This is a genomic window from Sinorhizobium chiapasense (assembly GCF_036488675.1).
GTDB classification, from domain to species: domain Bacteria; phylum Pseudomonadota; class Alphaproteobacteria; order Rhizobiales; family Rhizobiaceae; genus Sinorhizobium; species Sinorhizobium chiapasense.
On the sequence record NZ_CP133148.1, the window covers coordinates 4070319 to 4094729 of the forward strand.

The 24411-nt window shown below is 62.8% G+C and carries 23 protein-coding genes; 13 read left to right on the forward strand and 10 right to left on the reverse strand.

Annotation, left to right across the window (positions count from 1 at the left end; all coding sequences use genetic code 11):
- Positions 1-9 precede the first annotated feature (9 nt).
- Positions 10-933: a type II secretion system F family protein gene (locus tag RB548_RS19300; protein ID WP_408642426.1), complete on the forward strand. Its 924-nt coding sequence runs from the start codon at positions 10-12 to the stop codon at positions 931-933.
- A gap of 217 nt (positions 934-1150) precedes the next feature.
- Here RB548_RS19300 and RB548_RS19305 read toward each other — a convergent pair whose 3' ends face one another.
- Entirely contained in the window at positions 1151-1972 is an 822-nt protein-coding gene (locus RB548_RS19305) for a tetratricopeptide repeat protein (RefSeq protein ID WP_331372805.1), read from the reverse strand.
- Positions 1973-2103: 131 nt separating this feature from the next.
- On the opposite strand from RB548_RS19305, the gene RB548_RS19310 reads away from it, so the two are divergent.
- From RB548_RS19310 to RB548_RS19320, 3 genes are all read left to right on the forward strand, one after another.
- Positions 2104-3495, forward strand: a complete 1392-nt coding sequence (locus RB548_RS19310) for a leucyl aminopeptidase family protein (RefSeq protein WP_331372806.1) — start codon at positions 2104-2106, stop codon at positions 3493-3495.
- Positions 3496-3772: 277 nt separating this feature from the next.
- The gene (locus RB548_RS19315; RefSeq protein ID WP_331372807.1) at positions 3773-4123 is read left to right on the forward strand and encodes a MarR family transcriptional regulator; all 351 of its coding nucleotides are present in this window, start codon (positions 3773-3775) and stop codon (positions 4121-4123) included.
- 8 nt (positions 4124-4131) lie between these two features.
- Complete coding sequence (locus RB548_RS19320; RefSeq protein WP_331372808.1) at positions 4132-4986, forward strand: C40 family peptidase; 855 nt, start codon at positions 4132-4134, stop codon at positions 4984-4986.
- Between the two features lie 12 nt (positions 4987-4998).
- On the opposite strand, the gene RB548_RS19325 is transcribed toward RB548_RS19320, so the two are convergent.
- The 5 genes from RB548_RS19325 to RB548_RS19345 all read right to left on the reverse strand — a co-directional run bounded on the left by RB548_RS19325 (position 4999) and on the right by RB548_RS19345 (position 11860).
- Positions 4999-5958, reverse strand: coding sequence for a 2-hydroxyacid dehydrogenase (locus tag RB548_RS19325; RefSeq protein ID WP_331372809.1), 960 nt, complete (start codon positions 5956-5958; stop codon positions 4999-5001).
- 10 nt (positions 5959-5968) lie between these two features.
- Complete coding sequence (locus tag RB548_RS19330) at positions 5969-7597, reverse strand: ABC transporter ATP-binding protein (RefSeq protein WP_331372810.1); 1629 nt, start codon at positions 7595-7597, stop codon at positions 5969-5971.
- Positions 7598-7605: 8 nt separating this feature from the next.
- Positions 7606-8748, reverse strand: a complete 1143-nt coding sequence (locus RB548_RS19335) for an ABC transporter permease (protein WP_331372811.1) — start codon at positions 8746-8748, stop codon at positions 7606-7608.
- Entirely contained in the window at positions 8748-9830 is a 1083-nt protein-coding gene (locus RB548_RS19340; protein ID WP_331372812.1) for a microcin C ABC transporter permease YejB, read from the reverse strand. The genes RB548_RS19335 and RB548_RS19340 overlap by 1 nt, the downstream gene beginning before the upstream one ends.
- A gap of 179 nt (positions 9831-10009) precedes the next feature.
- Complete coding sequence (locus RB548_RS19345) at positions 10010-11860, reverse strand: extracellular solute-binding protein (RefSeq protein WP_331372813.1); 1851 nt, start codon at positions 11858-11860, stop codon at positions 10010-10012.
- Between the two features lie 301 nt (positions 11861-12161).
- Between RB548_RS19345 and mepA the strand changes: the two genes are divergently transcribed.
- The 6 genes from mepA to RB548_RS19375 all read left to right on the forward strand — a co-directional run bounded on the left by mepA (position 12162) and on the right by RB548_RS19375 (position 18334).
- Positions 12162-13229, forward strand: a complete 1068-nt coding sequence (gene mepA / locus RB548_RS19350; protein ID WP_331372814.1) for a penicillin-insensitive murein endopeptidase — start codon at positions 12162-12164, stop codon at positions 13227-13229.
- Positions 13230-13355: 126 nt separating this feature from the next.
- A complete protein-coding gene (locus tag RB548_RS19355; RefSeq protein ID WP_331372815.1) occupies positions 13356-13736 on the forward strand; it encodes a methylglyoxal synthase in 381 nt (126 codons plus the stop codon).
- Between the two features lie 47 nt (positions 13737-13783).
- A complete protein-coding gene (locus RB548_RS19360; RefSeq protein ID WP_331375023.1) occupies positions 13784-14803 on the forward strand; it encodes a glucokinase in 1020 nt (339 codons plus the stop codon).
- A 224-nt stretch (positions 14804-15027) separates the two neighbouring features.
- The gene (locus RB548_RS19365; protein ID WP_331372816.1) at positions 15028-16833 is read left to right on the forward strand and encodes an ABC transporter ATP-binding protein; all 1806 of its coding nucleotides are present in this window, start codon (positions 15028-15030) and stop codon (positions 16831-16833) included.
- Positions 16834-16852: 19 nt separating this feature from the next.
- Positions 16853-17671 (forward strand): 4-hydroxy-tetrahydrodipicolinate reductase, encoded by an 819-nt coding sequence (dapB, locus tag RB548_RS19370; RefSeq protein WP_331372817.1) that lies wholly within the window; start codon positions 16853-16855, stop codon positions 17669-17671.
- A 27-nt stretch (positions 17672-17698) separates the two neighbouring features.
- Positions 17699-18334: a 2,3-bisphosphoglycerate-dependent phosphoglycerate mutase gene (locus RB548_RS19375; protein ID WP_331372818.1), complete on the forward strand. Its 636-nt coding sequence runs from the start codon at positions 17699-17701 to the stop codon at positions 18332-18334.
- A 268-nt stretch (positions 18335-18602) separates the two neighbouring features.
- On the opposite strand, the gene RB548_RS19380 is transcribed toward RB548_RS19375, so the two are convergent.
- On the reverse strand, positions 18603-19475 hold the full coding sequence (locus RB548_RS19380) for a bifunctional helix-turn-helix domain-containing protein/methylated-DNA--[protein]-cysteine S-methyltransferase (RefSeq protein WP_331372819.1): 873 nt from the start codon (positions 19473-19475) through the stop codon (positions 18603-18605).
- A 118-nt stretch (positions 19476-19593) separates the two neighbouring features.
- Positions 19594-20091: a DUF2244 domain-containing protein gene (locus RB548_RS19385; protein ID WP_331372820.1), complete on the reverse strand. Its 498-nt coding sequence runs from the start codon at positions 20089-20091 to the stop codon at positions 19594-19596.
- Positions 20092-20113: 22 nt separating this feature from the next.
- Here RB548_RS19385 and nth point away from each other — a divergent pair, with 22 nt between their 5' ends.
- Together nth and RB548_RS19395 are read left to right on the forward strand one after the other, a co-directional pair.
- Complete coding sequence (gene nth / locus RB548_RS19390) at positions 20114-20890, forward strand: endonuclease III (protein ID WP_331372821.1); 777 nt, start codon at positions 20114-20116, stop codon at positions 20888-20890.
- Between the two features lie 84 nt (positions 20891-20974).
- Positions 20975-21967 (forward strand): adenosine kinase, encoded by a 993-nt coding sequence (locus RB548_RS19395; RefSeq protein ID WP_331372822.1) that lies wholly within the window; start codon positions 20975-20977, stop codon positions 21965-21967.
- Positions 21968-22043: 76 nt separating this feature from the next.
- On the opposite strand, the gene RB548_RS19400 is transcribed toward RB548_RS19395, so the two are convergent.
- Complete coding sequence (locus RB548_RS19400; RefSeq protein WP_331372823.1) at positions 22044-22595, reverse strand: SH3 domain-containing protein; 552 nt, start codon at positions 22593-22595, stop codon at positions 22044-22046.
- Positions 22596-22779: 184 nt separating this feature from the next.
- Here RB548_RS19400 and RB548_RS19405 point away from each other — a divergent pair, with 184 nt between their 5' ends.
- Positions 22780-23784 (forward strand): 2-hydroxyacid dehydrogenase, encoded by a 1005-nt coding sequence (locus RB548_RS19405; RefSeq protein ID WP_331372824.1) that lies wholly within the window; start codon positions 22780-22782, stop codon positions 23782-23784.
- 155 nt (positions 23785-23939) lie between these two features.
- Here RB548_RS19405 and RB548_RS19410 read toward each other — a convergent pair whose 3' ends face one another.
- Positions 23940-24407: a GNAT family N-acetyltransferase gene (locus RB548_RS19410; RefSeq protein WP_331372825.1), complete on the reverse strand. Its 468-nt coding sequence runs from the start codon at positions 24405-24407 to the stop codon at positions 23940-23942.
- Between the last annotated feature and the right edge of the window lie 4 nt (positions 24408-24411).

A 24411-nucleotide genomic window follows, 5' to 3' on the forward strand; every position in this document is an offset into this window, starting at 1 on the left:
CTCGTCTCGATGGCGGTCCTTGCGACATTCTATTCTCTCGCCGTCCCCTTCTTCGAAAAGGGCGATCTGACGAAGCGGATGAAATCGGTGGCGACCGAACGCGAGCAGATACGCGCCCGCGAACGCGCGCGTATGAACGCCGAGACCGCCAGTGGCAAAGGGAGCCTTCGAGCACAGAACAACACGTCCGTGCGGCAGATCGTCGAACGGCTGAACCTGAAGCAGGCGCTGGTGGACGACAACACGGTCAATCGCCTGAAGACCGCAGGCTATCGGTCGCAGAACGCGCTCAATACCTTTCTCTTTGCCCGCTTCTGCCTGCCTTTCCTGTTCCTGATCATTGCGGTCGTCTACATCTTCGTGCTGGAGAATTTTGCCGACAAACCGCTTATGCTCAGGCTGCTCTTCGCCGTGGGCTTTGCTTATCTCGGTTTCTATGCGCCGAATATCTTCATCGCCAATGCTGTCTCCAAGCGCCAGCATTCGATCCGCCGTGCCTGGCCCGACGCGCTGGACCTTCTGCTGATCTGCGTTGAATCAGGCGTCTCCATGGAGCTTGCCATGCGTCGCGTTGCCGACGAGATCGCGGCGCAATCGCCGCCGCTCGCCGAGGAACTGGTGCTGACGACGGCCGAGCTTTCGTTCCTTCCGGACCGGCGCGTCGCGCTTGAAAATCTTGGCTTGCGCACCGGCATCGAGGATGTGAAGTCGGTGACTCAGGCGCTGATCCAGGCCGACCGTTACGGCACCCCCGTGGCGCAGGCCCTGCGCGTGCTGGCGCAGGAAAGCCGTGACCAGCGCATGAATGCGGCGGAAAAAAAGGCGGCGGCACTGCCGCCGAAGCTCACCGTCCCGATGATCCTTTTCTTCCTGCCGGTTCTCGTGGCCGTCATCCTTGGCCCGGCCGGCATCCAGGTCGCGGACAAATTTTAGACGCGTAATAAAACTGCCCAATTGTTCGAGTCTGCGCGGCGCGCACGCCGGCCCCTCACCCTAGCCCTCTCCCCGCAGGCGGGGAGAGGGGATTTGAGGGCGCGCCGCGAGTCTCCTTCGCCCGCTTGCGGGGAGAAGGTGGCCAGCAGGCCGGATGAGGGGCGAGTCCTGTGTCTTGGCCGTGGAGCGTCCGCGGCAAAGGTAAAAATGCCTTGGCCTAATTGGTATTTCCGTCGTCGGCCCTGGCGAGCTGCTTCCAGGCGCCTTGCTGTGAGAGCATGGACCTGAGGTAGGCGACGTTCGCCTCGGCCTGCTCTGCCGTCAATTCCTGACGGGCGATCGCTTCGGCTTCCTGGAAACGTCCCTGGAGGCCGACGGCGAGGGCGAGATTCTGCCGCACGCTGCTGTCGGCGCCGGGCTGGTCGGCGGCCGATTTGAGATAGGTTTCGGCGGTCCTGAGATCCTTCGTCAACAGATAGGACATGCCGAGATTGGAGAGCACGGAGGGGTCGTTCGGGCGAAGGTCAAGGGCCTCGCGGTATCTGAGGCGCGCCTCCGACGACCGGCCAAGCTGATCGAGCACGGCGCCCTCTGCGGATTTAAGCTTCCAATCCGGACGGTCCGGTGTTTGTGCCCGGCTGATCGTCGCCAACGCCTGTTCGAGCTGGCCGGCTGCCGCCTGCGCCTTGCCGTAGGCGCCGAGCACCTCGCGATCCGAAGGATGGTTGATCGCCACCTGCTGCATGACGGCAAGTGCTTGTTCGTTGCGGCCGGTCATGCGCAGCAGGTTTGCGTAGTTGAGACCCGCCTCGCGATCCTTCGGGTTGCGCTCGTAGGCTTGTCCTATGCTTTCCGCCGCCTGTGACAACTCGGTTGCGTTCATCGATTGCACGGGTTTCGAGAGCGTCGGGATCGAGCCGGTGGTGAGTTCCTTCTTCTGCTGCCCGGCGCAGCCGGCGAGCGACAGCGCGATAAGCGCGACGGCGGTACCCTGAAAGAGACGAGGGAGTAAGGACGAACAAGTGGCTTCAGCGGTCATGAGTGGTGCCCCCAGCATGCGTTCGCACCGGAACTCCCAACATCAGCGGCGCAACTTTCACTCCAGCAATAATCTGTTAACCCTAACGGAGCGTTAATCACGCAATCTGTTTCTGTCAGTCGAGGATTTCCATGGCTCCCTATCAGTTCATCGAGCGGCCGTCGCCGTTCAACACCAGTACCGGCAAGACGCTGCCGATCTTCGCGGTGACGCCGGCGCATATCGAAACGGGGAGCATCGATCCGATCGCGCTCGACTGGGCGAAGAAGGCAGGGTTCAAGGCGGAATCCGGTGCCGTTCTTCTCATTCCGTCATCCGACGGCCATCTCGGCGGCGCGCTGTTCGGCCTCGGCGCCAATCCGTCGGAAGCACCGTTCCTGACCGGCAAGCTTGCCCGCGCACTGCCTGCCGGCAAGTGGCATATCGAAACGGCCCCGTTGACCGCCAACCGGCTGGCGCTCGGCTACGGCCTCGGTTCCTATCGTTTCGAGCGCTACAAGTCCGCCAAGGCGGAGGCACCGACACTGCTCATCCCCGCCGACGCGGATGCGACCGACATCAAGAGGCAGCTTGCCGGCGTCTTTCTGGCGCGCGACCTCATCAACACGCCGACCAACGACATGGGGCCGGAGGCGTTGGAAGCGGCCTTCCGGGCGCTTGCCGGCCACTACAAGGCCGATGTCTCGGTGATATCGGGAGAGGCGCTGCTGACGCAGAATTTCCCGCTGGTCCATACGGTCGGCCGCGCCAGCGCCGAGGCGCCGCGGCTTCTCGAGATGCGTTGGGGCAAGAAGGGTCACCGACGGGTGACGCTGGTCGGCAAGGGCGTCTGCTTCGATACCGGGGGGCTCGACATCAAGCCGGCCGCCTCGATGCTGCTCATGAAGAAGGACATGGGCGGCGCTGCCAACGTTATGGGCCTCGCGCTGATGATCATGGACGCCAAGCTGAAGGTCGATCTGCGCGTCATCGTTCCGGTTGTCGAGAACTCGATCTCGTCGAACGCCTTCCGTCCGGGCGACATCTACCGGAGCCGCAAAGGCCTGACGGTGCAGATCGATAATACTGACGCCGAGGGCCGGCTGATTCTCGCCGACGCGCTCGCCTATGCCGACGAGGAGCAGACTGACCTCATCATCGACATGGCGACGCTGACGGGCGCTGCGCGCGTGGCGCTCGGTCCCGATCTGCCGCCGTTCTTCACCGACGACGGCGCGCTTGCCCATGATCTTGCCGAAGCGAGCCTCAGCGTTGATGATCCGATGTGGCGGATGCCGCTCCATATGGGCTACGACAAGGATGTTTCCGCGCGGATCGCCGATGTCACCAACGCGCCCGCAGGCGGCATGGGTGGCGCGATCACGGCGGCGCTCTTCCTCAAACGCTTCGTCACCAATGCGAAGAGCTGGGTGCATTTCGACATTTTCGGCTGGGCACAGGCCGAGCGCCCGCATTCCCCCATCGGTGGCGAAGCACAGGCGATCCGGGCCCTCTATCATCATATCGGTCGCATCGCGTCGTAGCCATTCACGCGTTTTTTGCGCGCCCCTCATCCCGCAGCCGCAACAATAGCGGATTCGGCAAATGAGAAATTACAGAGGGGTAGGCTGCGCGCACTCAGCCACACTGCACCGGCTGTGCGGAGGGGATATCGACGGTGCCGCGAGTCCCTTCTCCCCATCAAAATGGGGAGAAGGTGCCGGCAGGCGGATGAGGGCCACCACAATGATGTGGCAAAAGAAACGCTTGCGTAACGATCGCCTGCTATCCGTACAGGCATTCGTTGCGCAGGAGTCTTCATTGCCGGTCGAGCTTACGCCTTCCCAAGCTTTGGGGCTTTGGCATTCGGTGACGCTTGAACAGGTCCGGGTCGACAGTCGCGATCTGACCCTGCGCCAGATGGCGATCCTCTTGCAGATCTATCTGGTTCCGCCACCGCACACGGTCAGGGGCCTTGCCGCGACGCTCGGTGTGACGAAGCCGGTCATCACGCGCGCGCTCGATACCATGGGTGCACTCGGCCTCGTCGACCGGGTGCGCGACGAGAGGGATCGGCGCAACGTCGTCATCAAACGCACCGTCGAAGGTGCACTTTATCTTGAAAAGTTCGGCGATCTGATCATCAATCAGGGTCGAAAACTGCCCTTGTGAGTCTGCCCATGTCGCAATTGCCTGATCGCCGTCTCAATGCCTATCGCGATGATCTCGCGGAGGAGCGCCTGCGCGGCGTTGTCGAAGCGCGGCGCTATGTCGAAGGCGCGCCTGCAACGGTTTCCGTTTCCGTGACCCCGCTACGGGCAAGGCCCGATCTCGACTGTGGGACAGACACCGAATTGCTTTACGGGGAGACCGCGCGTGTGCTGGACATTGCGGGCGGCTGGGCATGGGTGAAGGCCGATCTCGACGGCTATGTCGGCTATGTGCCTGAGGCAGTGCTGCGTTCTCCGAATGCTTCGGCAACCGACATCGTCGCGGTGCCGCGAACACTCGTCTATCGCGGTGCCGATCTGCGCTTCCCCCAGGCCTTTGCCCTTTCCATGGGCAGCCGGCTCGCTGTCGTCGGCGAAACCGAAACCCGTGGCACGCGGTACTTCCTGCTGGACGGCGGGTTGGCTGTCATCGCCAATCATTGTGTTCCCGCCGGTGAGGCGCTCGCCGGCGACTATGTCAGCGTTGCTACGCGTTTTCTCGAAACCCCCTATCTCTGGGGCGGCCGGTCCGGTTTCGGCATCGATTGCTCCGGCCTCGTGCAGCTGGCGATGCAGATGGTGGGAAGTCACGCGCCACGCGACTCCGACATGCAGGCGAGTGGGCTTGGCCGCGCTATCAGCCGCGACGAGCTCGTCCGCGGAGACCTCGTCTTCTGGAAGGGCCATGTCGCGATCATGGAGGACGAAAAGACGCTGGTTCACGCCAACGGCCATACGATGACGGTCGCACGCGAGGGACTGGAGGACGCGATCCGCCGCATCGGCTGGCTCTACGACCAGCCGACCGGATATCGCCGGCCTTGAAAGGCGTATAAATCAGTAGCCGGCTAATCTATCGACGACGTGCTCGAGCGGTAGGCCGCTTTCGAGGCGGGCTATCTGCTGCTCGACATGGGCGAAGAGCGCCTTGACGTCCGAGGACGCGGCGACATGCGGCGTCACATAGACGTTGGGCATGGTCCAGAAGCGGCTGTCCGGCGAGAGAGGCTCCTCCTCGAAGACGTCGAGCGAGGCCGCTCCCAGGATGCCGGAGTCTAGGCTTTTCAGGATGTCGGCTTCCACCTGGCTGCCGCCGCGTCCGGCATTGATGAACACGGGCGCGCCGAACGGCCCCTTGCGGCTGAGCTTCGCGAACAGGTCGGCATCGAATATGCTTTTGGTCTCCGCCGTCAGTGGCAGCAGGCCGACGAGAAAGTCCGTGCGGGCCAGGAAGGCGTCGAGATCGGCGGCGCCGTAGGTGTCCATCCCCTCGATCGTCCGCTGGGTTCGCGACCAGCCGATCACATTGAAGCCCATGACCGCGAGCTTGCGGGCGGTGTCCTGGCCGAGCACGCCCATGCCCATGATGCCGACCGTGACGTCGGCAGCCTCCGGCTGGATGAGGTCTCGCCATTCCCGCCTCTGAGCCAAGGCCTCGTAGGCGCGATGCTGGCGCAAATGCAGGAGGCACTGCATGACCACCCATTCGCTCATGCGTGTGGTCAGCGTCCGGTCGACGAAGCGCACGAGCGGCACGTCCGGCAGTCCCGGCAGCGTCAACACGTGGTCGACGCCGGCGCCGCCGGAAAACACCACCTTGAGGTCAGGCGCGCGCGAAAAGAGATCGGGAGCCGATTTCCAGACCACCGCATAGTCGATGCCGGAAAGGTCTCGGTCCCTTTGTGCCGGATCTGCGCGATTGATCACCTCGCGATCGGGAAACGCGCCATTGAGGGCGGCCTCAACCTCTTCCGGAATGAATTTCAGGTCGACGATGACGGGACTCTTGGCGGGCATTCTCGGAACTCTATTGACGGATGGCGGAGAGGTTGACGGCTTCGAGATTGAAGGCGGCAGCCATCAATGCCCTTGTATAGTCCTCGCCCGGCGCTTCGAAGATTCGCGCGGCGGGCCCCTGTTCGACCACCTTGCCGAGCCGCATGACGATCATCTCGTTGGCAAGCGCGCGCACGACCTTGAGATCGTGGCTGATGAACAGATAGGCGAGATTGTGCTTGCGCTGGAGATCGCGGAGCAGGTCGACCACCTGCGCCTGCACGCTCATGTCGAGCGCCGAGGTCGGCTCGTCGAGCATGACGAATTGCGGCTTCAGCACCATGGCGCGGGCAATTGCGATGCGCTGTCGCTGGCCGCCGGAAAATTCGTGCGGATAGCGCCAGCGGGTTGCCGGATCGAGCCCGACCTCCTGAAGGGCGGCGGCGACGCGCGCGTCACGTTCTTCGCCGGAAAGGGCACTTTCGTGGATCTTCAGCCCTTCGCCGATGATGTCGGCGATCGACATGCGCGGGCTGAGCGAACCATAGGGATCCTGGAAGACCACCTGCATCCGGTTTCTGAGCGGCCGCATTTCGCGGAAGCTGTAGGCGTCGATGTCCTTGCCGACAAAGGCGATGCGCCCCTTGGACGAGATGAGGCGTGTCAGCGCGAGACCCAGCGTCGTCTTGCCCGAGCCGGACTCGCCGACAACGCCGAGCGTCTGGCCGGCGCGGAGCGTCAGGTCGATGCCATCCACCGCTTTGACGTGATCGACGACACGGCGCATGAAGCCCGCCTTGATCGGGAACCAGACCTTCACGTCCTTGGCCTCGATGACGATCGGCTTCGAGGCATCGGAAGGCGGGGGCTCGCCCTTGGGCTCGGAGGCGAGGAGATGCCGGGTATAGGCGTGCTGCGGGTTGGCGAAGATTTCGGCCGTCGGGCCCGTTTCGACGATCTTGCCCTTGGTCATGACGCAGACCCGGTCGGCGATCTTGCGGACGATGCCGAGGTCATGGGTGATGAAGAGCATGGACATGCCGTGCTCGTCCTTGAGCGACTTCAGAAGCTCCAGGATCTGTGCCTGCACGGTGACGTCGAGCGCCGTCGTCGGCTCGTCGGCGATCAAGAGTTCCGGCCGGTTGGCGAGCGCCATGGCGATCATCACGCGCTGCCGCTGGCCGCCGGAAAGCTCGTGCGGATAGGCACCGAGTCGCTTCTCCGGCTCTCGGATGCCTACCTGGTTCAGGAGTTCGAGCGTTTTCGCCCGCGCGGCGGCGCCCTCGATGCCCTGGTGGAGATCGAGGATCTCGCCGATCTGCTGCTCGATTGTGTGCAGCGGGTTCAGCGACGTCATCGGTTCCTGGAAGATCATCGTGATGTCGTTGCCGCGGACATGCCTGAGTTCCGCGTCGGTTGCCTTCAGGAGATCCTTGCCGTTGAAGAAGATCTCGCCGCTCGGGTGGCTTGCGGCCGGGTAGGGCAGCAGCTTCAGGATCGAATTTGCCGACACCGACTTGCCCGAGCCGGATTCGCCGACGAGCGCCACGGTCTCGCCGCGCTTGATGTCGAAGGAAATGTGGTCGACCGCGACCGACGTCTCGCCGCCCTGATGAAAGGCGACGGAAAGATCGCGAACGGAAAGAAGGGGCTCTGTCATCGTCGCGCTCACCGGAACGTCTTTCTTGGGTCGAAGGCGTCGCGTGTCGCTTCGCCGACGAAGATCAAGAGCGAAAGCATGACCGACATGGCTGAGAAGGCCGTCAGCCCCAGCCACGGCGCCTGCAGGTTGGATTTGCCCTGGGCGATCATCTCGCCGAGCGAGGGCGAACCCGGCGGCATGCCGAAGCCGAGAAAGTCGAGCGAGGTCAGCGTGGTGATCGAGCCGGAGAGAATGAACGGCAGGAAGGTGAGCGTGGCGACCATCGCGTTCGGCAGCAGGTGGCGGTACATGATCGTACCATTGCCGACGCCGAGCGCGCGGGCGGCGTTCACATATTCGAAGTTGCGGGCTCTCAGGAACTCCGCCCGGACCACGCCGACAAAACCGACCCAGGAGAAAAGCAGCATGATGCCGAGCAGGATGAAGAAACCGGGCGGCAGGATGGCGGCGATGATCAGCAGGATATAGAGCACCGGCATCGACGACCAGATTTCGATGAAGCGCTGCAGGAGCAGGTCGGTCCAGCCGCCGAAATAGCCCTGCACTGCCCCGGCCGAAACACCGATCACGGCAGACGCGATCGTGAGCGCGAGGCCGAAGAGGACCGAGATGCGGAAGCCGTAGATCATCCGCGCCATCACGTCGCGCGCCTGATCGTCGGTGCCGAGCCAGTTTAGGTTGCCGAGCGTGCAGCCCGGATCGGCGGCACCTTGCGGGTAGGCCGAGCAGCGCTCCTCCTTGCTCATCAGCCAGAACGGTGCCGTCGGTGCCGAATGGGGAATGTTCGAGTTGACCGTCTGGTAGGAATAGCGGATCGGCGGCCAGATCATCCAGCCGTTGGCCTCGATCTCGTCTCGGATGAAATCGGAGCGATAGTCCGTTTCGGCAAGAAATCCGCCGAACCTTTCCTCGGGATAGTTCACGAGAACCGGGAAGAGAATCTCGCCCTTGTACGAGGCCACGAGCGGCCTGTCATTGGCGATGAACTCCGCGAACAGGCTGAGGCCGAAGAGCACGAGAAAGATCCAGAGCGACCAGTAGCCGCGGCGGTTGGCCTTGAAATTCTGCCAGCGCCGCTGGCCGATCGGCGTCAACCAGCCTTTGGCGGGAGTCGTCCCCTGACCGGGAAGCGTCGTAACCGTACTCATCACACGTCCCTCCGCTCGAAGTCGATGCGCGGGTCGACCCAGGTGTAAATCAGGTCGGAGATCAGACTGACGAAGAGGCCCATCAGCGAGAAGATGTAGAGCGTCGCGAAGACGATCGGATAGTCGCGTTTGACGACGGCGTCGTAGCCGAGCCGGCCGAGCCCATCGAGGGAGAAGATGTATTCGATCAACAACGAACCGGTGAAGAAGGCGGAGATGAAGGCGCCGGGAAAGCCTGCGATGATGATCAGCATGGCATTGCGGAAGACGTGGCCGTAGAGCACCTGCCGCTCTGCCAACCCCTTCGCACGCGCCGTCGTCACGTACTGCTTCTTGATTTCGTCGATGAAGGAGTTCTTGGTGAGCAGCGTCGTCGTCGCAAACGCGGAAAGCAAAAGCGTGATCAGCGGCAACGTCATGTGCCAGAAGTAGTCGAGGATCTTCTGCCACCAGGGCAGCTCATAGAAATTGTCCGAGACGAGACCGCGCAGAGGGAACCAGTCGAAGAAGGATCCGCCCGCGAAGACCACGATCAAGAGGATGCCGAACAGAAAGCCCGGTACGGCGTAGCCGATGATGATGATGCCGGACGTCCAGACATCGAAGGTGGAACCGTCGGTCACGGCCTTCCGGATGCCAAGTGGGATCGAAATGGCGTAGGAGAAGATGAGGATCCAGACGCCAAGCGAGATGGAGACCGGCATCTTGTCGACGATCAGGTCGACGACCGATGTGTTGCGAAAGAAGCTCTCGCCGAAATCGAAGCGGGCATAGTTCCACATCATCGTCAGGAAGCGTTCGAGTGGCGGCTTGTCGAAGCCGAACTGCTTCTCGAGCTTTGCGATGAACTCGGGATCGAGACCTTGCGCTCCGCGATATCGGCCGCCCTCGTCGCCGCCGCTCTGAAGCAGATCGCCACCGCCGCCGGTGAGCCGGTCCGACCCGGCCGCGTTCGTCAACTCCGAAATCACCTGCTCCACCGGACCGCCCGGCGCAAACTGCACGACGGCGAAGGAGATTGCCATGATCCCGATGATCGTCGGGATCATCAAGAGCAGCCGACGCAGGATATAGGCACCCATCAGGCGAACCTCGGCATCTTCTTGCCGCCGATCCCGTCGATCCGCGGTGCTTCGGGTTGCCGTCTATTTCGTCTCAATACCTGATACTCCTTGCCGTGCGTTGCGAGCCCGGCCACTGCCGTATTTAAGTGATTCGCTTTTTACATTTGGAATCGAGAGCCAACTCGAGCGCAAGGGTCTCATTGCTCGGCGGCGGCGGCGGTCCACCACCAGATGTCGGGAAAGCCGATTGCGTATTTCGGCAGTTCCGCGGGTTTGCCGACCGTATCGCGATAGGCGATATTTGCCGCCTTCGGGTAATAGAGCGGCACGACGTAATGGTGAGCGAGCAGCACCCGGTCGAGGGCCTTCGTGGCGGCAACGAGCGTGTCGCGGTCCTTGGCGAAGATGACGCGATTGATCAGGGCGTCGACGCCCGGATCGGAGATGCCGGCATAATTTCTCGAACCCTCGCGTGAGGCCGATTTCGAACCCCAGAAGTCCTCCTGTTCGTTTCCGGGACTCAGGGTCTGCCCCCAGACTTCCCAGGTCATGTCGTAGTCGAAGGCCCGCTCACGGTTCGTATACTGCGAGGGGTCGACGGTGCGCACGCTCGCCTCGATGCCGATCCGCTTGAGGTTCTGGGCGTAGGGCAGCACCACCCGCTCCAGCATCGGGCTGCTCAATAGGATCTCGAAGGAAAACGGCCTGCCGGTCGCCGTGTTCACCATACGGTTGCCCTTGAGCTCGAAGCCAGCCTCCTTCAGGAGCGCGATCGCCTTGCGCAAGTTGTCGCGCGCGTTCTGTGGCGTGCCGCCGACCGGGTTCGCATAGGGCGTCGTGAAGACCTCAGCCGGAACCTTGTCCTTGACCTCGTTCAGGATTTCCAGCTCGAGACCCTCCGGCAGGCCGGTGGAGGCCAACTCCGTCAGGAAGAAATAGCTGTTCACGCGCGTGTATTGATCGAAGAAGACCGTGCGGTTCAGCTCCTCGAAATCGAGGGCATAGTTGAGGGCCTCGCGCACACGCTCGTCGTCGAACGGCCTGCGCCGCATGTTCGGCACGAGCGCCTGCATGACGCCGGTCGCCCTGAACGGCACTTGCTCGCGTTTTACGTGTCCTTCCTTGACGGCCGGAAAGTCATAACCCGTCGCCCAGCGGCGCGCCTGGGTCTCGCGCCAGAAATCGATGTCACCGGCCCGGAAGGCCTCGAACTCGACGCCGCTGTCGCCGAAGAAGGTGTAGGTGATGGAGTCGAAGTTGTTCTGACCGACATTGACGTTGAGGTTTGCACCCCAATAGTCGTGCCTTCGCTCGTAACGGATGGTCGATCCGGCGGAAAACGAGCCGATTCGATAGGGGCCCGAGCCGATCACCGGCTCCAGCGTCGTGCGATTGATATTGCGCGGCTTTCCGTCCGGGCCGGGCGCTTCCCACCAGTGCTTCGGGACGATCAGGATCTGGCCGAGGATGTGCGGCAGCTCGCGATTGTTCTTCTCGTCGAAGCGGAACGTCACTTCCTGCTCGCCGGTCTTCTCAGCTCCGACGACGTGCTTGTAATAGCTCTGGTAAAGCGGATTGAGTTCCTTGCCCTTCTCGAAGCTGAAGATCACGTCTTCCGGCGTCACGGGTTTGCCGTCCGACCACTTCGCTTCCTTCCTCAGGCGGAATGTCGCGGACGAAATGTCGTCCGGAAAGGAAACGCTTTCGGCAATCAGACCATAGGCGGTCGAAATTTCATCGTCGGCGGGCTTCATCAGCGTGTCGAAAACGAGCGCCAGGCCAACGGCCGCCTCACCCTTTTCGAGGAGCGGATTGAATGTGTCGAAGGTTCCCGTCTGTGAAAGCCTTACGTCACCGCCTTTCGGGGCGTCGGGGTTCACATAGTCGAAGCGTTCGAAGCCCGGCGGATATTTGAGCTCGCCGACGAGCGAAAGACCATGGTGCCAGGTGGGCTGTTCCTGGGCACGCGCGCCGAGCGGTAAGAGCAGAGGTATTGCCAGAAGTGCGGTCGCCAGTCTCGTCTTCACAATACCGCTAAAATCCAGCATTCAGCCTCTTCCCCTTTATGGTTCGGTAATCTTTCGAATCAGAATAGGCGAAATCAGGGCAATTGACAGGACTTGCCCAAAAACCGGCGAAATTTTTGAGTCACATCCGGGTGATCAGTTACTGCATGATTCCTTAAATCGGGATCGATTTAAGGACGAAATCATGCAGCAATTCAGGGTGCTACAGCGACCTTTGCGCGTCGGACGCGCGGCACTGTAGGCTCGGGCAAGTGCGGTGATTCGGGATAGGGCGAGCGCAGATTGCGTGGGATACCGGTGCTACGCCGATCGGGGGATTGGAATGGGACTTGAAATAGCGGCCGCCTTTCGACGCTGCGGTTCGGCAATGTTGGGCTTGATCGTGGGCGCGAGCCTTCTGGCCACCGACGCCGCGTCGGCTGACGGAACGCCTGCGAAGGAGCTCTTTGGCGCCAAGGCGTTGCCAGCGGCGATGGCTCCTTCGTCCTACGGCTTTTATGCGAAGGGTTGTCTGGCGGGCGGGGTCGCGATCCCGACGGACGGCCCGACCTGGCAGGCAATGCGCCTGTCGCGCAATCGACGCTGGGGCCACCCGCAAATGATCTCGCTGATCGAGCGCTTTTCGCACGACGCAGCCGAGAAGATCGGCTGGCCGGGCCTCCTGCTTGGCGACATATCGCAGCCACGCGGCGGCCCGATGACCTCCGGCCACGCATCGCACCAGATCGGCCTCGACGCCGATATCTGGCTGACACCGATGCCGCAGAAGACGCTGAGCTATGAGGAGCGCGAATCGAATTCCGCGACCTCGATGCTGCAGAAGAACAAGTTCCTCACAGTCGATCCGTCCATATGGACCCCCGCGCATGCACGGCTGATCATGATGGCGGCAAGCTATCCCCAGGTCGAGCGCGTCTTCGTCAATCCGGCGATCAAGAAGAAGCTCTGCGACACCTGGAAGGGTGACCGCTCGGCGCTGGGCAAGGTCCGGCCGATCTATGGCCACGACTATCATTTCCACATTCGCATCAAGTGCCCCGAAGGATCCGTCGGCTGCAAGGGCCAGGCGCGCGTGCCGGCCGGTGACGGCTGCGACAAGTCGCTCGCCTGGTGGTTCACCGACGAGCCGTGGGCGAAGCCGAAGAAGAAGCCCGGCGAGAAGCCGCCAAAGCCGAAATTCGCGAAGCTCTCGGATCTGCCGAAGGCTTGCGCCCTGGTGCTCGACGGTCCGGCGCCGGCTTCCGAACAGGAAGCGACCTACGGCACGGCCTACCGCGCTGCAACCGCCGTTCCCGCCGCCGCGACGAGCATCGAAGCCGTCATCGGTGCCGCGGCCGCTGCGCCTTTGGAAAACATTCCGGTTCCGCTGCCGCGTCCCGCGCTGCAATAGCCGTCCGGACGGAGGCGCCCTTACGAGGGCCGGCAAGATGGTGTGCGGCCCTGCTGCCTTTCCAATCGCGCGATGCTCATGTATAGGGCTTTCAAATCGATTTAAAACTGATGCTGGAGAGGCTGCATGGCGGATCGGAAATGTCTTGCGCTGATTGCCCACGATCAGAAGAAGGATGATCTTGCCGCGTTTGCAAAAGAAAACGAGGCGGTGCTGTCCAAATGGAAGATCGTCGCCACCGGCACGACCGGCGGCCGCGTTCTCGACGCGTGTCCCGGGCTCGATATCACACGGCTCAAAAGCGGACCGCTCGGCGGCGACCAGCAGATCGGCGCGATGATCGCTACTGGCGACGTGGACTTCCTCATCTTTTTCGTCGATCCGTTGACGGCCATGCCGCATGATGTCGACGTCAAGGCGCTGATGCGCCTGGCGATCGTCTACGACATCCCGATGGCGCTCAACCGCGCGACGGCGGAAGAGTTGATCGCCTTCAGGCGCGACTGATACACAGTTTCGAAGATTCCATGACCGCGATCAGGACGGACTTTGCAATGCTCAGTGCGAGTGACCACAGCTTTCCCTTTCCGATTTTGATCGGCGATATCGGTGGAACGAATGCGCGCTTCGCGTTGCTGGTCGATACCTATGCCGAACCGAAGCAGCTGCCACCGATCAAGACGGGCGATTTCGCGACGATCGAGGAGGCGATGCAGAAGAGCATCCTCGACAAGACGTCCGTTCAGCCGCGCTCGGCGATCCTGGCGGTCGCAGGCCCGATCAAGGGCGACGAAATTCCGCTGACGAATGCCGGCTGGGTGATTCGGCCGAAGGACATGCTGGCGAGCCTCGGCCTCGCCGACGTGCTGATCATCAACGACTTCGAGGCGCAGGCGCTCGCCGTCGCCACGCCCGCCGACGAGGATCTCGTCCAGATCGGCGGCGGCAGCGTCCGCCCATCGACGTCGCGCGTCGTGCTCGGCCCCGGAACGGGGCTCGGCGTCGCCGGCCTGGTTTTCGCGCAGCACACCTGGATCCCCGTGCCCGGCGAGGGCGGTCATGTCGACATCGGTCCGCGCACCGAGCGCGATTTCCGGATCTGGCCGTTCCTGGAGCCGATCGAAGGTCGCATGGCGGGCGAGCAGATCCTGTGCGGGCGCGGCATCATGAACCTTTACCGGGCGGTCTGCGCCGCCAATGGCGAGGAGCCGGTGCTTCCCGACCAGGCGGCGGTGACGACCAGCGCGCTTTCCGGCTCGGATCCGGCGGCCGTCGAGACGGTATCGCTTTTCAGCACCTATCTTGGCCGCGTCGCCGGCGACATGGCGCTGATCTTCATGGCACGCGGCGGCGTGTTCCTGGCCGGCGGCATCTCGCAGAAGATATTGCCGGCTTTGATGCGGCCGGAATTCCGTGCGGCCTTCGAGGACAAAGCGCCGCATTCCGCACTGATGCGAACGATACCGACTTTCGCCGTCGTCCATCCGATGGCCGCACTTTCCGGTCTCGCCGCCTTCGCGCGCACGCCGAGAGACTTTGGTGTTGCAATGGAGGGACGGCGCTGGAGAAGCTGACCGGCCGAATGTTCGCAAAGACTCGCCAAACCGGCATCAAAGCACTATAGAGCCCGGGCGGGCGATGCCGGTACAGGGAACGCTAGAGCGGGATGAGGAAAAGTGTGCGCGGTTTTCCGCCCGCATCCCGCTCTAACTTATTGGAATCGATCACGTTCATGATTTTAGGTCGATTCGACCTAAAATCATCGTGATCTAGAGCGAGCTCAGGGAAGACGGGCTTATTGGACGCCAAGAATAGAAAACAGCGCGCAGTCGATTCCGACACGATTACCGGGATCCTGAGGCGCGTCATTGCCGAAAACGGCCGCGACCACATCCGGGGCTATGCCTTCGCCATCGCCTGCCTGATGGTCGTGGCGGCGACGACCGGCTTCACGGCCTGGATCATGGAAACCGTGATCAACGAGGCCTTTGCCAACAGGCGTGCCGACATCGTCCTGTGGATCTGCGTTGCGATCTTCGCGGCCTTCGTCCTGCGTGGTCTGGCGACATACGGGCAGGCGGTCGCGCTCTCGAAGATCGGCAACAATATCGTCGCGCGCTACCAGCGCCGGCTTTACGCCCATCTGATGGCGCTCAGCGTCGGCTATTTCCATGACATGCGCTCGGCGCAGCTTGCCGCCAAGATCAGCCAGAATGTCAGCGGCATCCGCGACGTGCTCAACATGACGGTGACGTCGATCGCGCGCGATTTCCTGACCTTGATCGGGCTTGTCGGCGTCATGTTCAGCAAGGACTGGCTGCTCTCGCTCATCGTCTTCTTCGTCGCGCCGCCGCTGCTTCTCGGCCTGCGTTATGTCTCGAAGCGCCTGCGCCTGGCGACGCGCGAGGCCGTCGAGGTCAACAGCCGCGTGCTCGGCGCCATGCAGGAAACGATCCAGGGTATTTCCATCGTCAAGGCCTTCACGATGGAAAACGAATTGCGACGCAAGGTCGAGACGATCATCGACCGGGCGGAAAACCGGGCAAACCGGATCGCGCGGCTCAGCGAACGCACGGCACCGATGACGGAAACCTTCGCCGGCCTGGCGATATCGTCGGTGCTTGCCTATTCGGCTTTCCGCACGATCTATGGCAACGTCCCGCCGGGCGCGTTCTTCGCCTTCGTCACCGCGCTCTTGATGGCCTATGACCCGGCGCGGCGTCTCGCGCGCCTGCAGGTGTCGCTGGAGCGCGCCGCCGTCAACGCGCGCATGATCTACGAGATTCTCGATACGATGCCGCACCAGCGCGACCGTCCCGACGCGACCGAAATCAAGCTCGGCGAAGCGACCATCGAACTGCGCGACGTGCGCTTCGCCTACGGCAGCGGCGACGAGATCCTGAAGGGCGTCAGCTTCCTTGCCGAGGGCGGCAAGACGACGGCGCTGGTCGGCCCTTCGGGTGCCGGAAAATCGACCATCATCAGCCTTATCCCGCGGTTCTACGATCCGAAGTCGGGGCAGATTCTCATCGACGGGCAGGACATTGCGGGCGTGACCAAGCAGTCGCTGCGCAATGGCCTTGCCTATGTCTCGCAGCAGCCATACCTCTTCGAAGGCTCGATCCGCGACAACATTCGCTATGGCCGGCCGGAAGCCACGGATGCGGAAATCGAGGAGGCGGCACGGCTCGCCTACGCCCACGATTTCATCCTGGCGCAGCCGCAGGGCTACGATACGCCGGTCGGCGAGAACGGCGTAACGCTATCGGGCGGCCAGCGCCAGCGGCTGTCGATCGCCCGCGCACTTGTGCGCAATGCACCGATCCTCCTGCTCGACGAGGCGACCTCCGCCCTCGATACCGAATCCGAGGCTGCAGTGCAGAAGGCGCTCGATCGGGCGATGAGCGGCCGTACCGTCATCGTCATCGCTCACCGGCTTTCGACCGTCGTCAACGCCGACAAGATCATCGTCATGAAGGATGGCACGGTCGTCGAGGAGGGCACGCATGACGAGCTTGCACAGCGTCCGGACGGTCTCTACGCTCGGCTGCACAATCTGCAGGGCAGCGCCTCGGACATGACGGCGGAAGACGCAATCCTATAGAAGCCAAGGGAATTTGACGATGAGCGAAACGGATATGAAGCTCGTGGTGGTCGGCGCGGCCGGCCGGATGGGCCAGACACTGATCCGGATCGTTCATGGCATGGCCGGCGTGTGTCTCCACGCCGCGGTGGAGCGGCCGGGTTCGCCCTTCCTTGGCCGTGACGCCGGCGAACTCGCCGGGCTCGGGCCGATCGATGTCGCCATCACCGACAAGCCGCTCGAGGCCTTTGTCGAGGCGGAGGGCGTTCTCGATTTCACGTCCCCGGCGGGCACGGTCGAATTCGCCGGGCTGGCGGCGCAGGCCCGCATCGTCCACGTCATCGGCACCACCGGCTGCTCGGCTGACGACGAGGCAAAGATCCGCGCAGCGGCGCGGCACGCGCGCGTCATCAAGTCGGGCAATATGAGCCTCGGCGTCAATCTTCTCGGCGTTTTGACGCAGCAGGCGGCGCGCGCGCTCAAGGCGGCGGACTGGGACATCGAAATTCTGGAGATGCATCACAAGCACAAGGTCGATGCCCCGTCGGGCACGGCGCTCCTGCTCGGAGAGGCGGCGGCAAAGGGCCGCGGCATCGAGCTCGCGGATCATTCCGTGCGGGTTCGGGACGGCCACACCGGAGCACGGCCGGAAGGGGCGATCGGTTTTGCGACGCTGCGCGGCGGCTCCGTCGTCGGTGAACATTCCGTCATTCTCGCCGGCGAGGGCGAGCAGGTCACTCTCTCCCACAGCGCCACGGATCGCTCGATCTTCGCGCGCGGCGCGGTCACCGCGGCCCTTTGGGGGCGCAGCCAGAAGCCCGGCTTCTATTCCATGCTCGACGTTCTCGGGCTCAACTGACATTCAAATCTTTCAAGAGGAAATGAAATGAGCGGCACCCTCGTCCTCGTTCGGCATGGCCAGAGCGATTGGAACCTGAAGAACCTGTTCACCGGCTGGCGTGACCCGGACCTGACCGAGCTCGGCGTCGAGGAAGCAAAAGCCGGCGGCAAGGCGCTCGCCGAGTACGGCATCAAGTTCGACATCGCCTTCACCTCTTCGCTTGTCCGCGCTCAGCGCACCTGCCAGTTCGTGCTTGACGCCGTCGACCAGTCCTCGCTTGAAACCATTCGCGACCAGGCGCTGAACGAGCGCGATTACGGCGATCTTTCCGGCCTCAACAAGGACGACGCGCGTGCCAAATGGGGCGAGGAGCAGGTGCATATCTGGCGCCGCTCCTATGATGTCCCGCCGCCCGGCGGCGAGAGCCTGCGTGACACCGGCGCACGCGTCTGGCCCTATTATCTCACCGACATCCTGCCGCGTGTGCTTTCGGGCCAGAAGGTTCTGATCGCCGCCCACGGCAACTCGCTGCGTTCGCTCGTGATGGTGCTCGACAAGCTGACAAAGGAACAGATCCTCAAGCTCAACCTCGCGACCGGGGTGCCGATGGTCTACAAGCTGAAAGCGGATTCCACCGTCGCTTCGAAGGAAGTGCTGGGCGACATGTCCGGCGCGCATTGATTCGTGCCGTCGGCTGCATAAGGTTTGCCCCTCACGCTACAGCGCCGCGCGTCTTATCAGACGCGCAAAGGACGCTGCAGCAGTTGGAATTGCGGCATGTTTTTGTCCTCAAATCGGGTACGATTTAAGGAAACATGCAGTAGTCCTCTCCCCGCGCGCGGGGAGAGGGGATTGAGACGAGGTCGCGAGTCTCCTTCGCCCCGCTTGCGGGGAGAAGGAGGCCGGCAGGCCGGATGAGGGGCGACCCTGACGTAATCGACTCAAGGCCTCACGCCCTGCCCGCTTCCCAGCCGAGGATCGCGCGCTTGCGCGTCAGGCCCCAGTGGTAGCCGGTGAGATCGCCGCTCTTGCCGAGCGCACGGTGGCAGGGCACGACGAAGGAGATCGGGTTGCGTCCGACGGCCGCGCCGACGGCGCGCGAAGCGGTCGGCTGGCCGATCTCGTCGGCGATCTTCGAATAGGTGGTCGCCTTTCCGAGCGGGATGTTGAGCAGTGCCTGCCACACCCGGATCTGGAAATCCGAGCCGATCAGGAAGATTTGCAGCGGCTCCTCCGCACACCAGCGCTCCGGATTGAAGATGCGGGCGGCATAGCGCGCCGTCGCCGCACTATCCTCGACATAGCTCGCCTTCGGCCACCGGCGGGCCATATCGTCGAAGCTCGACACTTCCTCGCCGGAATCGGCAAAGGCAAGTCCGGCAAGGCCGCGCTCGGTGACCATGACGAGCGCGGTCCCGAAGGGCGAGGGATGGAAGCCGTAGCGAATGGTAAGCCCTTCGCCGCGCGCCTTCCATTCGCCGGGTGACATCGCCTCATGCGTGACGAACAGGTCGTGCAGGCGGCTGGGGCCGGACAGGCCTACCTCGATGCTGGTCTCCAGCAACGGCATGTCTTCCTGCCGCAGCAGCCGCTTGGCGTGGTCGAGCGTCACGGCCTGGAGAAAGGCCTTGGGCGAAAGCCCTGCCCAGCGGGTGAAGGTCTTCTGCAACTGGGTCGGCGACTGGCCAAGGCGGCTGGCGACGGTTTCAAGCGACGGCTGGTCGCGGTAATCCTCCGTCAGCATCTCGATCACGCGGCTGACCGTATCGTAATCGGTGCCTTCGGGAGTGATGTCGGTCGGAATGGATGTAACAACGTTCATGATCGCCTCCTGTCAGCCTACAGGTAGTCATGTGGCGGGCAGATAACCACCCGATTCTTGTGGGCATGTCAGAAACGTGTGTAGCGTTTTTCCGTCCGCAACTGCGTTGTTTCAAACGTCAGCGCCGGCGGGCGGTCGCGAGCGCGCGGGCAAAGGCGAGCGCGAAGGTTTCGCGGTCGTCGCGATTGAGGAAGGAGCCGATATCGGTCTGGCGGCCGCCACCGATGATCCACATCGAAACGATGCCAATCTCCTGGTGCCGCCTGATGCTGAACCGTGCCCAGAAGGGATTGAAGCGATGCTCGATCATTCGCCCCGATGGCGTGAATTTCTTAACGGAAACGTCGGTCCGCGAGATGCTGACCTCTTCCCGGGCGCGTGCGGAACGATAGTTTAGCCAGAAGGCGCCGAAAAGCAGGACGAAATCTAGGCCGAAAAAGAAGACGATCGGCCATGCGCCGATGACCAGGAAAACGAATACGTGCACGAGGCTCATCGCGCCTGCGATCATAAGGAGGACTTTGAACCCCTTGAGACCGAGCGAACGGTAGGGCGTGAGCTCGGCCGCGAAGATCGGCTGGTCGTTGATGGAGGTCTCGGCGTTGCCTTCGGTCATGACCAATGACTATAGATGCCGCATGAAAAACGTGAAGCTGAAAACGCCGAAGCAACCGTCAAAATCGAACGCAACGACAGCCCGCTTGGCCCGGGCGCGGCAACGCAGTGCCTACGGCGCTGCCGAGATCGAGGAGATCTTCCGTCGCTTCTCCGTGCAGCGCCCCGAGCCGAGGGGCGAACTCGAACACGTCAACCCGTTCACGCTGGTGGTGGCGGTCGCGCTTTCGGCCCAGGCAACCGACGCCGGCGTCAACAAGGCGACGCGGGCGCTCTTTGCCGTCGCCGATACGCCGCAAAAGATGCTGGCGTTGGGTGAGGAGAAGCTTCGGGACTATATCAAGACGATCGGACTTTACCGCAACAAGGCGAAAAACGTCATCGCGCTCTCGGAAAAACTGATCGCCGATTTCGGCGGTGAGGTACCCCGCACGCGGGAAGAACTGGTGACCCTGCCGGGCGTCGGGCGCAAGACCGCCAATGTCGTCTTGTCCATGGCTTTCGGCCAGCCGACGATCGCCGTCGACACCCATATCTTCCGCATCGCCAATCGCATTCTTCTCGCGCCGGGCAGGACGCCGGACGAAGTGGAGGCTCATCTGCTGCGCGTCATCCCGGAGGCCTATCTTTACCACGCCCACCATTGGCTGATCCTGCACGGCCGCTACGTTTGCAAGGCGCGCCGACCGGAATGCGAGCGCTGTGTCATCGCAGACCTCTGCAAGTCACCGGAAAAAACTTGCGATATACCGGCCCCATTGATCGAGCTGCCGCCGCAGGTCGTGCCCGTCGCCGGTTGACGGCATTTTCGTGTTGCGTCTTCCAAATGGGCGGAAAACCGGTATTAACGGAGACCGGTCACTTCAGGAAACCGGACGGAGTTCATGACAAAATACGATGTGCTGACGATCGGCAACGCGATCGTCGATATCATTGCGCGCTGCGATGACAGCTTTCTTGTGGAGAACGGTATCATCAAGGGCGCGATGAACCTCATCGACACGGATCGGGCCGAGTTGCTCTATTCGCGGATGGGCCCGGCGGTTGAGGCCTCCGGCGGCAGCGCCGGCAACACCGCAGCCGGTGTCGCTAGCCTTGGCGGGCGGGCGGCCTATTTCGGCAAGATCGCCAGTGATCAGCTCGGTGATATTTTTACGCACGATATCCGCGCGCAGGGCGTCTATTTCCAGACGAAGCCGCTCGAAAGTCTGCCGCCGACCGCGCGCTCGATGATCTTTGTGACGGAAGACGGCGAACGGTCCATGAACACCTATCTCGGCGCCTGCGTTGAGCTCGGCCCCGAAGACGTCGAGGAAGATGTGGTCGCGCAAGCCAAGGTTACCTATTTCGAGGGCTATTTGTGGGACCCGCCGCGCGCCAAGGATGCGATCCGCGAGGCGGCTCGAATTGCCCATGCCAACGGCCGCGAAATGGCCATGACGCTCTCGGACAGTTTCTGTGTCCATCGCTATCGCGACGAGTTCCTCGATCTGATGCGCTCCGGCACCGTGGACATCGTTTTTGCCAACAGGCAGGAAGCCCTGGCGCTTTACGAGACGGAGGATTTCGACGCGGCGCTGACGGCGCTCGCGAAGGACTGCAAGCTTGCAGCGGTCACGCTGAGCGAAGAGGGCTCCGTCGTCGTTCGTGGCGACGAGTGCGTGCGCGTCTGGGCGAAGGCGGTCGAGCAGGTTGTCGACACGACGGGTGCTGGCGACCTTTATGCGGCCGGGTTCCTCCACGGCTACACGCAGGGGCGTTCGCTCGAGATTTGCAGCAAGCTTGGCAATCTCGCAGCCGGTATCGTCATCGGCCAGATCGGCCCGCGTCCGATGATATCGCTTGCCGCCGCCGCCAAGGAAGCGGGCCTCGTCTGAATTGCCCGCCTATCTGGGCGCGTCGGAAAGGACGCGCGGGGCGCAGTGGGCGCGTAACAGCGACGCCGGGCGGACCCTACTTGAAGGCTTCGCCCGGATAGGCGCCCCAGATCTCGCCTTGCGCGATCCAGCCTTCGACGCCTTGCGTTTCGGCGTGGCACCAATCGCCATTGCATTCGCCGATCTGCAGCACAACGCCCGGTTCCATCCGCGCCACGATCGGCGCCGTGCTTTGAGGATCGCGCCGGAGGTTGACGAAAATGCCTTCGCCCTTGCCGCGCATCCACGGGGCGGCAAGCGCAGTCCGGTCGCCGGAAAGCAGCGCCTGGTTCACCCAGCCCTCCGTCCCGTCCGCGTCGCGGATACGGCGCCAGTTGTCATATTCCTGGATGATTTCCACCGGCACGCCCGATTTGAGGTAGCGGAAGGCGACCGCGTAGTCGAGGCTTGGACCAATTCGTAGGTTGACGCTCTTCGATTTCAGGCTGACGAAACGCGGCAGCGGCAGGCCGCTCGCGCCTTTCGCCGCCTGGGCAAAGGCGCCGGAGGTCATCACGGCCATCCCGATGAAGGCGGCTACCAACACGGTCGAGAAGCTGGAAACGACATCACGCATGACGAAGCTCATTTTTCGATAGCGGCGAAGCCTTGAAGGCGCACTTTGATCTGGCCCGTCGGCATGGGGTGCAAATCCGGTGTCAGGCAGTGACTTTCGTTTGTCTTCGCCACCGGGTCTGGTAGAAATTGCGACTACAGGGAGAAACTATCGCCCAACTTGGTTAAGGACCCGTGAACGAGGGCCGCGCACAGCGATGACAAGCAAGAAGAAACCAACGGTCTACATCACCCGGAAATTGCCGGATGTCGTCGAAACCCGCATGCGCGAACTCTTCGACGCGGAGCTGAATGTAGACGACACGCCGCGCAGCCAGCCGGAGCTGGTTGCCGCGGTCAAGCGGGTCGATGTGCTCGTGCCGACGGTGACGGACAGAATCGACGCCGCTCTGATCGAGCAGGCGGGACCGCAGTTGAGGTTGATTGCCGCCTTCTCGAACGGCGTCGACAACATCGACGTGGACGCGGCCGCGCGAAGAGGCATTACCGTCACCAACACCCCGAATGTGCTCACCGAAGACACGGCAGACATGACCATGGCGCTCATCCTCGCGGTGCCGCGGCGGCTCGCCGAGGGTGCGCAGATCCTGACCGATCGCAAGGGGGAATGGGCGGGCTGGTCGCCGACCTGGATGCTTGGCCGCCGTATCGCCGGCAAACGCATCGGTATCGTCGGCATGGGCCGGATCGGCACCGCCGTCGCCCGCCGCGCCAAGGCCTTCGGACTTTCGATCCACTACCACAACCGCCACCGGGTCAAGCCCGAGACAGAGGAAATACTCGAGGCGACCTATTGGGACAGCCTCGACCAGATGCTTGCGCGCGTCGATATCGTCTCGGTGAACTGCCCCTCGACGCCCGCGACGTTCCATTTGCTGTCGGCGCGCCGCCTCGCGCTGATGCGGCCGGACAGCTACATCGTCAACACGGCGCGCGGCGGCATCATCGACGAGACGGCGCTGATCAAGTGCCTGAGGGAAGGCAAGATTGCCGGGGCTGGGCTCGACGTTTTCGAGAACGAGCCGGCGGTCAGCCCCAAGCTCGTCAAGCTCGCCGGCGAAGGCAAGGTGGTGCTCCTGCCACACATGAGCTCCGCGACTCTCGAAGGCCGTATCGACATGGGTGAAAAGGTGGTGATCAACATCCGCACCTTCTTCGACGGCCACCGTCCGCCGGATCGCGTGTTGCCGGGGCGGGATTAGAAAGCGGTTTTGCCCCTCATCCGCCTGCCGGCACCTTCTCCCCGCAGGCGGGGAGAAGGTGTATGCCGCGGCGCCTGAGTCCCCTCTCCCCGCGTGCGGGGAGAGGGTTAGGGTGAGGGGCAAAGGTGGCCGCAGCTGGACGCTGCTTGGCAGCACTAAACGACTTTCCGCATGTCGATCGAGGTCGGCCGCGTGAAGCCGGAATGAGCGGTGTGGCCGGTCTCGACGAAACCCCAGGCAGCGAACGTCGCGTGGTTCTCGGAAAGCTCGATGCGCGTCTGCAGCCGCAGGGCGGGAAGTTTGAGTTCGCGCGCCGTTTCTTCGGCCGCGGCGAGGAGCAGACGCCCCGCGCCCTTGCGCTGTGACGGGGGCGCGACAGCGAGCTTGCCGATGTAAAGGCAATCCGGTTCCGGCCTGCAGAACACGCAGCCGACGAGATGGCGCTCGGCGAGGGCGACAAAGGCAATCTCGTCTTCTGCCTTTCGACGGAGTGCTTCCGGAGTCAGCGCATGCGCAGAAGAAGGCGGATCGATCCGTGCATCCATATAGGCAAAGGATGCAAGGATCAGTGCCAGCAGTTCTTCAAAGCGATCGAAGCGACCGTCGATGCGGATCACTCTCATGGTG

Coding starts and splice junctions, on each gene's coding strand:
- RB548_RS19300 (WP_408642426.1), top strand. CDS start 10: ATGGCGGTCCTTGCGACATTCTATTCTCTCGCCGTCCCCTTCTTCGAA.
- RB548_RS19305 (WP_331372805.1), bottom strand. CDS start 1,972: ATGACCGCTGAAGCCACTTGTTCGTCCTTACTCCCTCGTCTCTTTCAG.
- RB548_RS19310 (WP_331372806.1), top strand. CDS start 2,104: ATGGCTCCCTATCAGTTCATCGAGCGGCCGTCGCCGTTCAACACCAGT.
- RB548_RS19320 (WP_331372808.1), top strand. CDS start 4,132: ATGTCGCAATTGCCTGATCGCCGTCTCAATGCCTATCGCGATGATCTC.
- RB548_RS19325 (WP_331372809.1), bottom strand. CDS start 5,958: ATGCCCGCCAAGAGTCCCGTCATCGTCGACCTGAAATTCATTCCGGAA.
- RB548_RS19330 (WP_331372810.1), bottom strand. CDS start 7,597: ATGACAGAGCCCCTTCTTTCCGTTCGCGATCTTTCCGTCGCCTTTCAT.
- RB548_RS19335 (WP_331372811.1), bottom strand. CDS start 8,748: ATGAGTACGGTTACGACGCTTCCCGGTCAGGGGACGACTCCCGCCAAA.
- RB548_RS19340 (WP_331372812.1), bottom strand. CDS start 9,830: ATGGGTGCCTATATCCTGCGTCGGCTGCTCTTGATGATCCCGACGATC.
- RB548_RS19345 (WP_331372813.1), bottom strand. CDS start 11,860: ATGCTGGATTTTAGCGGTATTGTGAAGACGAGACTGGCGACCGCACTT.
- mepA (WP_331372814.1), top strand. CDS start 12,162: ATGGGACTTGAAATAGCGGCCGCCTTTCGACGCTGCGGTTCGGCAATG.
- RB548_RS19355 (WP_331372815.1), top strand. CDS start 13,356: ATGGCGGATCGGAAATGTCTTGCGCTGATTGCCCACGATCAGAAGAAG.
- RB548_RS19360 (WP_331375023.1), top strand. CDS start 13,784: ATGCTCAGTGCGAGTGACCACAGCTTTCCCTTTCCGATTTTGATCGGC.
- dapB (WP_331372817.1), top strand. CDS start 16,853: ATGAGCGAAACGGATATGAAGCTCGTGGTGGTCGGCGCGGCCGGCCGG.
- RB548_RS19375 (WP_331372818.1), top strand. CDS start 17,699: ATGAGCGGCACCCTCGTCCTCGTTCGGCATGGCCAGAGCGATTGGAAC.
- RB548_RS19380 (WP_331372819.1), bottom strand. CDS start 19,475: ATGAACGTTGTTACATCCATTCCGACCGACATCACTCCCGAAGGCACC.
- RB548_RS19385 (WP_331372820.1), bottom strand. CDS start 20,091: ATGACCGAAGGCAACGCCGAGACCTCCATCAACGACCAGCCGATCTTC.
- nth (WP_331372821.1), top strand. CDS start 20,114: ATGAAAAACGTGAAGCTGAAAACGCCGAAGCAACCGTCAAAATCGAAC.
- RB548_RS19395 (WP_331372822.1), top strand. CDS start 20,975: ATGACAAAATACGATGTGCTGACGATCGGCAACGCGATCGTCGATATC.
- RB548_RS19400 (WP_331372823.1), bottom strand. CDS start 22,595: ATGAGCTTCGTCATGCGTGATGTCGTTTCCAGCTTCTCGACCGTGTTG.
- RB548_RS19405 (WP_331372824.1), top strand. CDS start 22,780: ATGACAAGCAAGAAGAAACCAACGGTCTACATCACCCGGAAATTGCCG.
- RB548_RS19410 (WP_331372825.1), bottom strand. CDS start 24,407: ATGAGAGTGATCCGCATCGACGGTCGCTTCGATCGCTTTGAAGAACTG.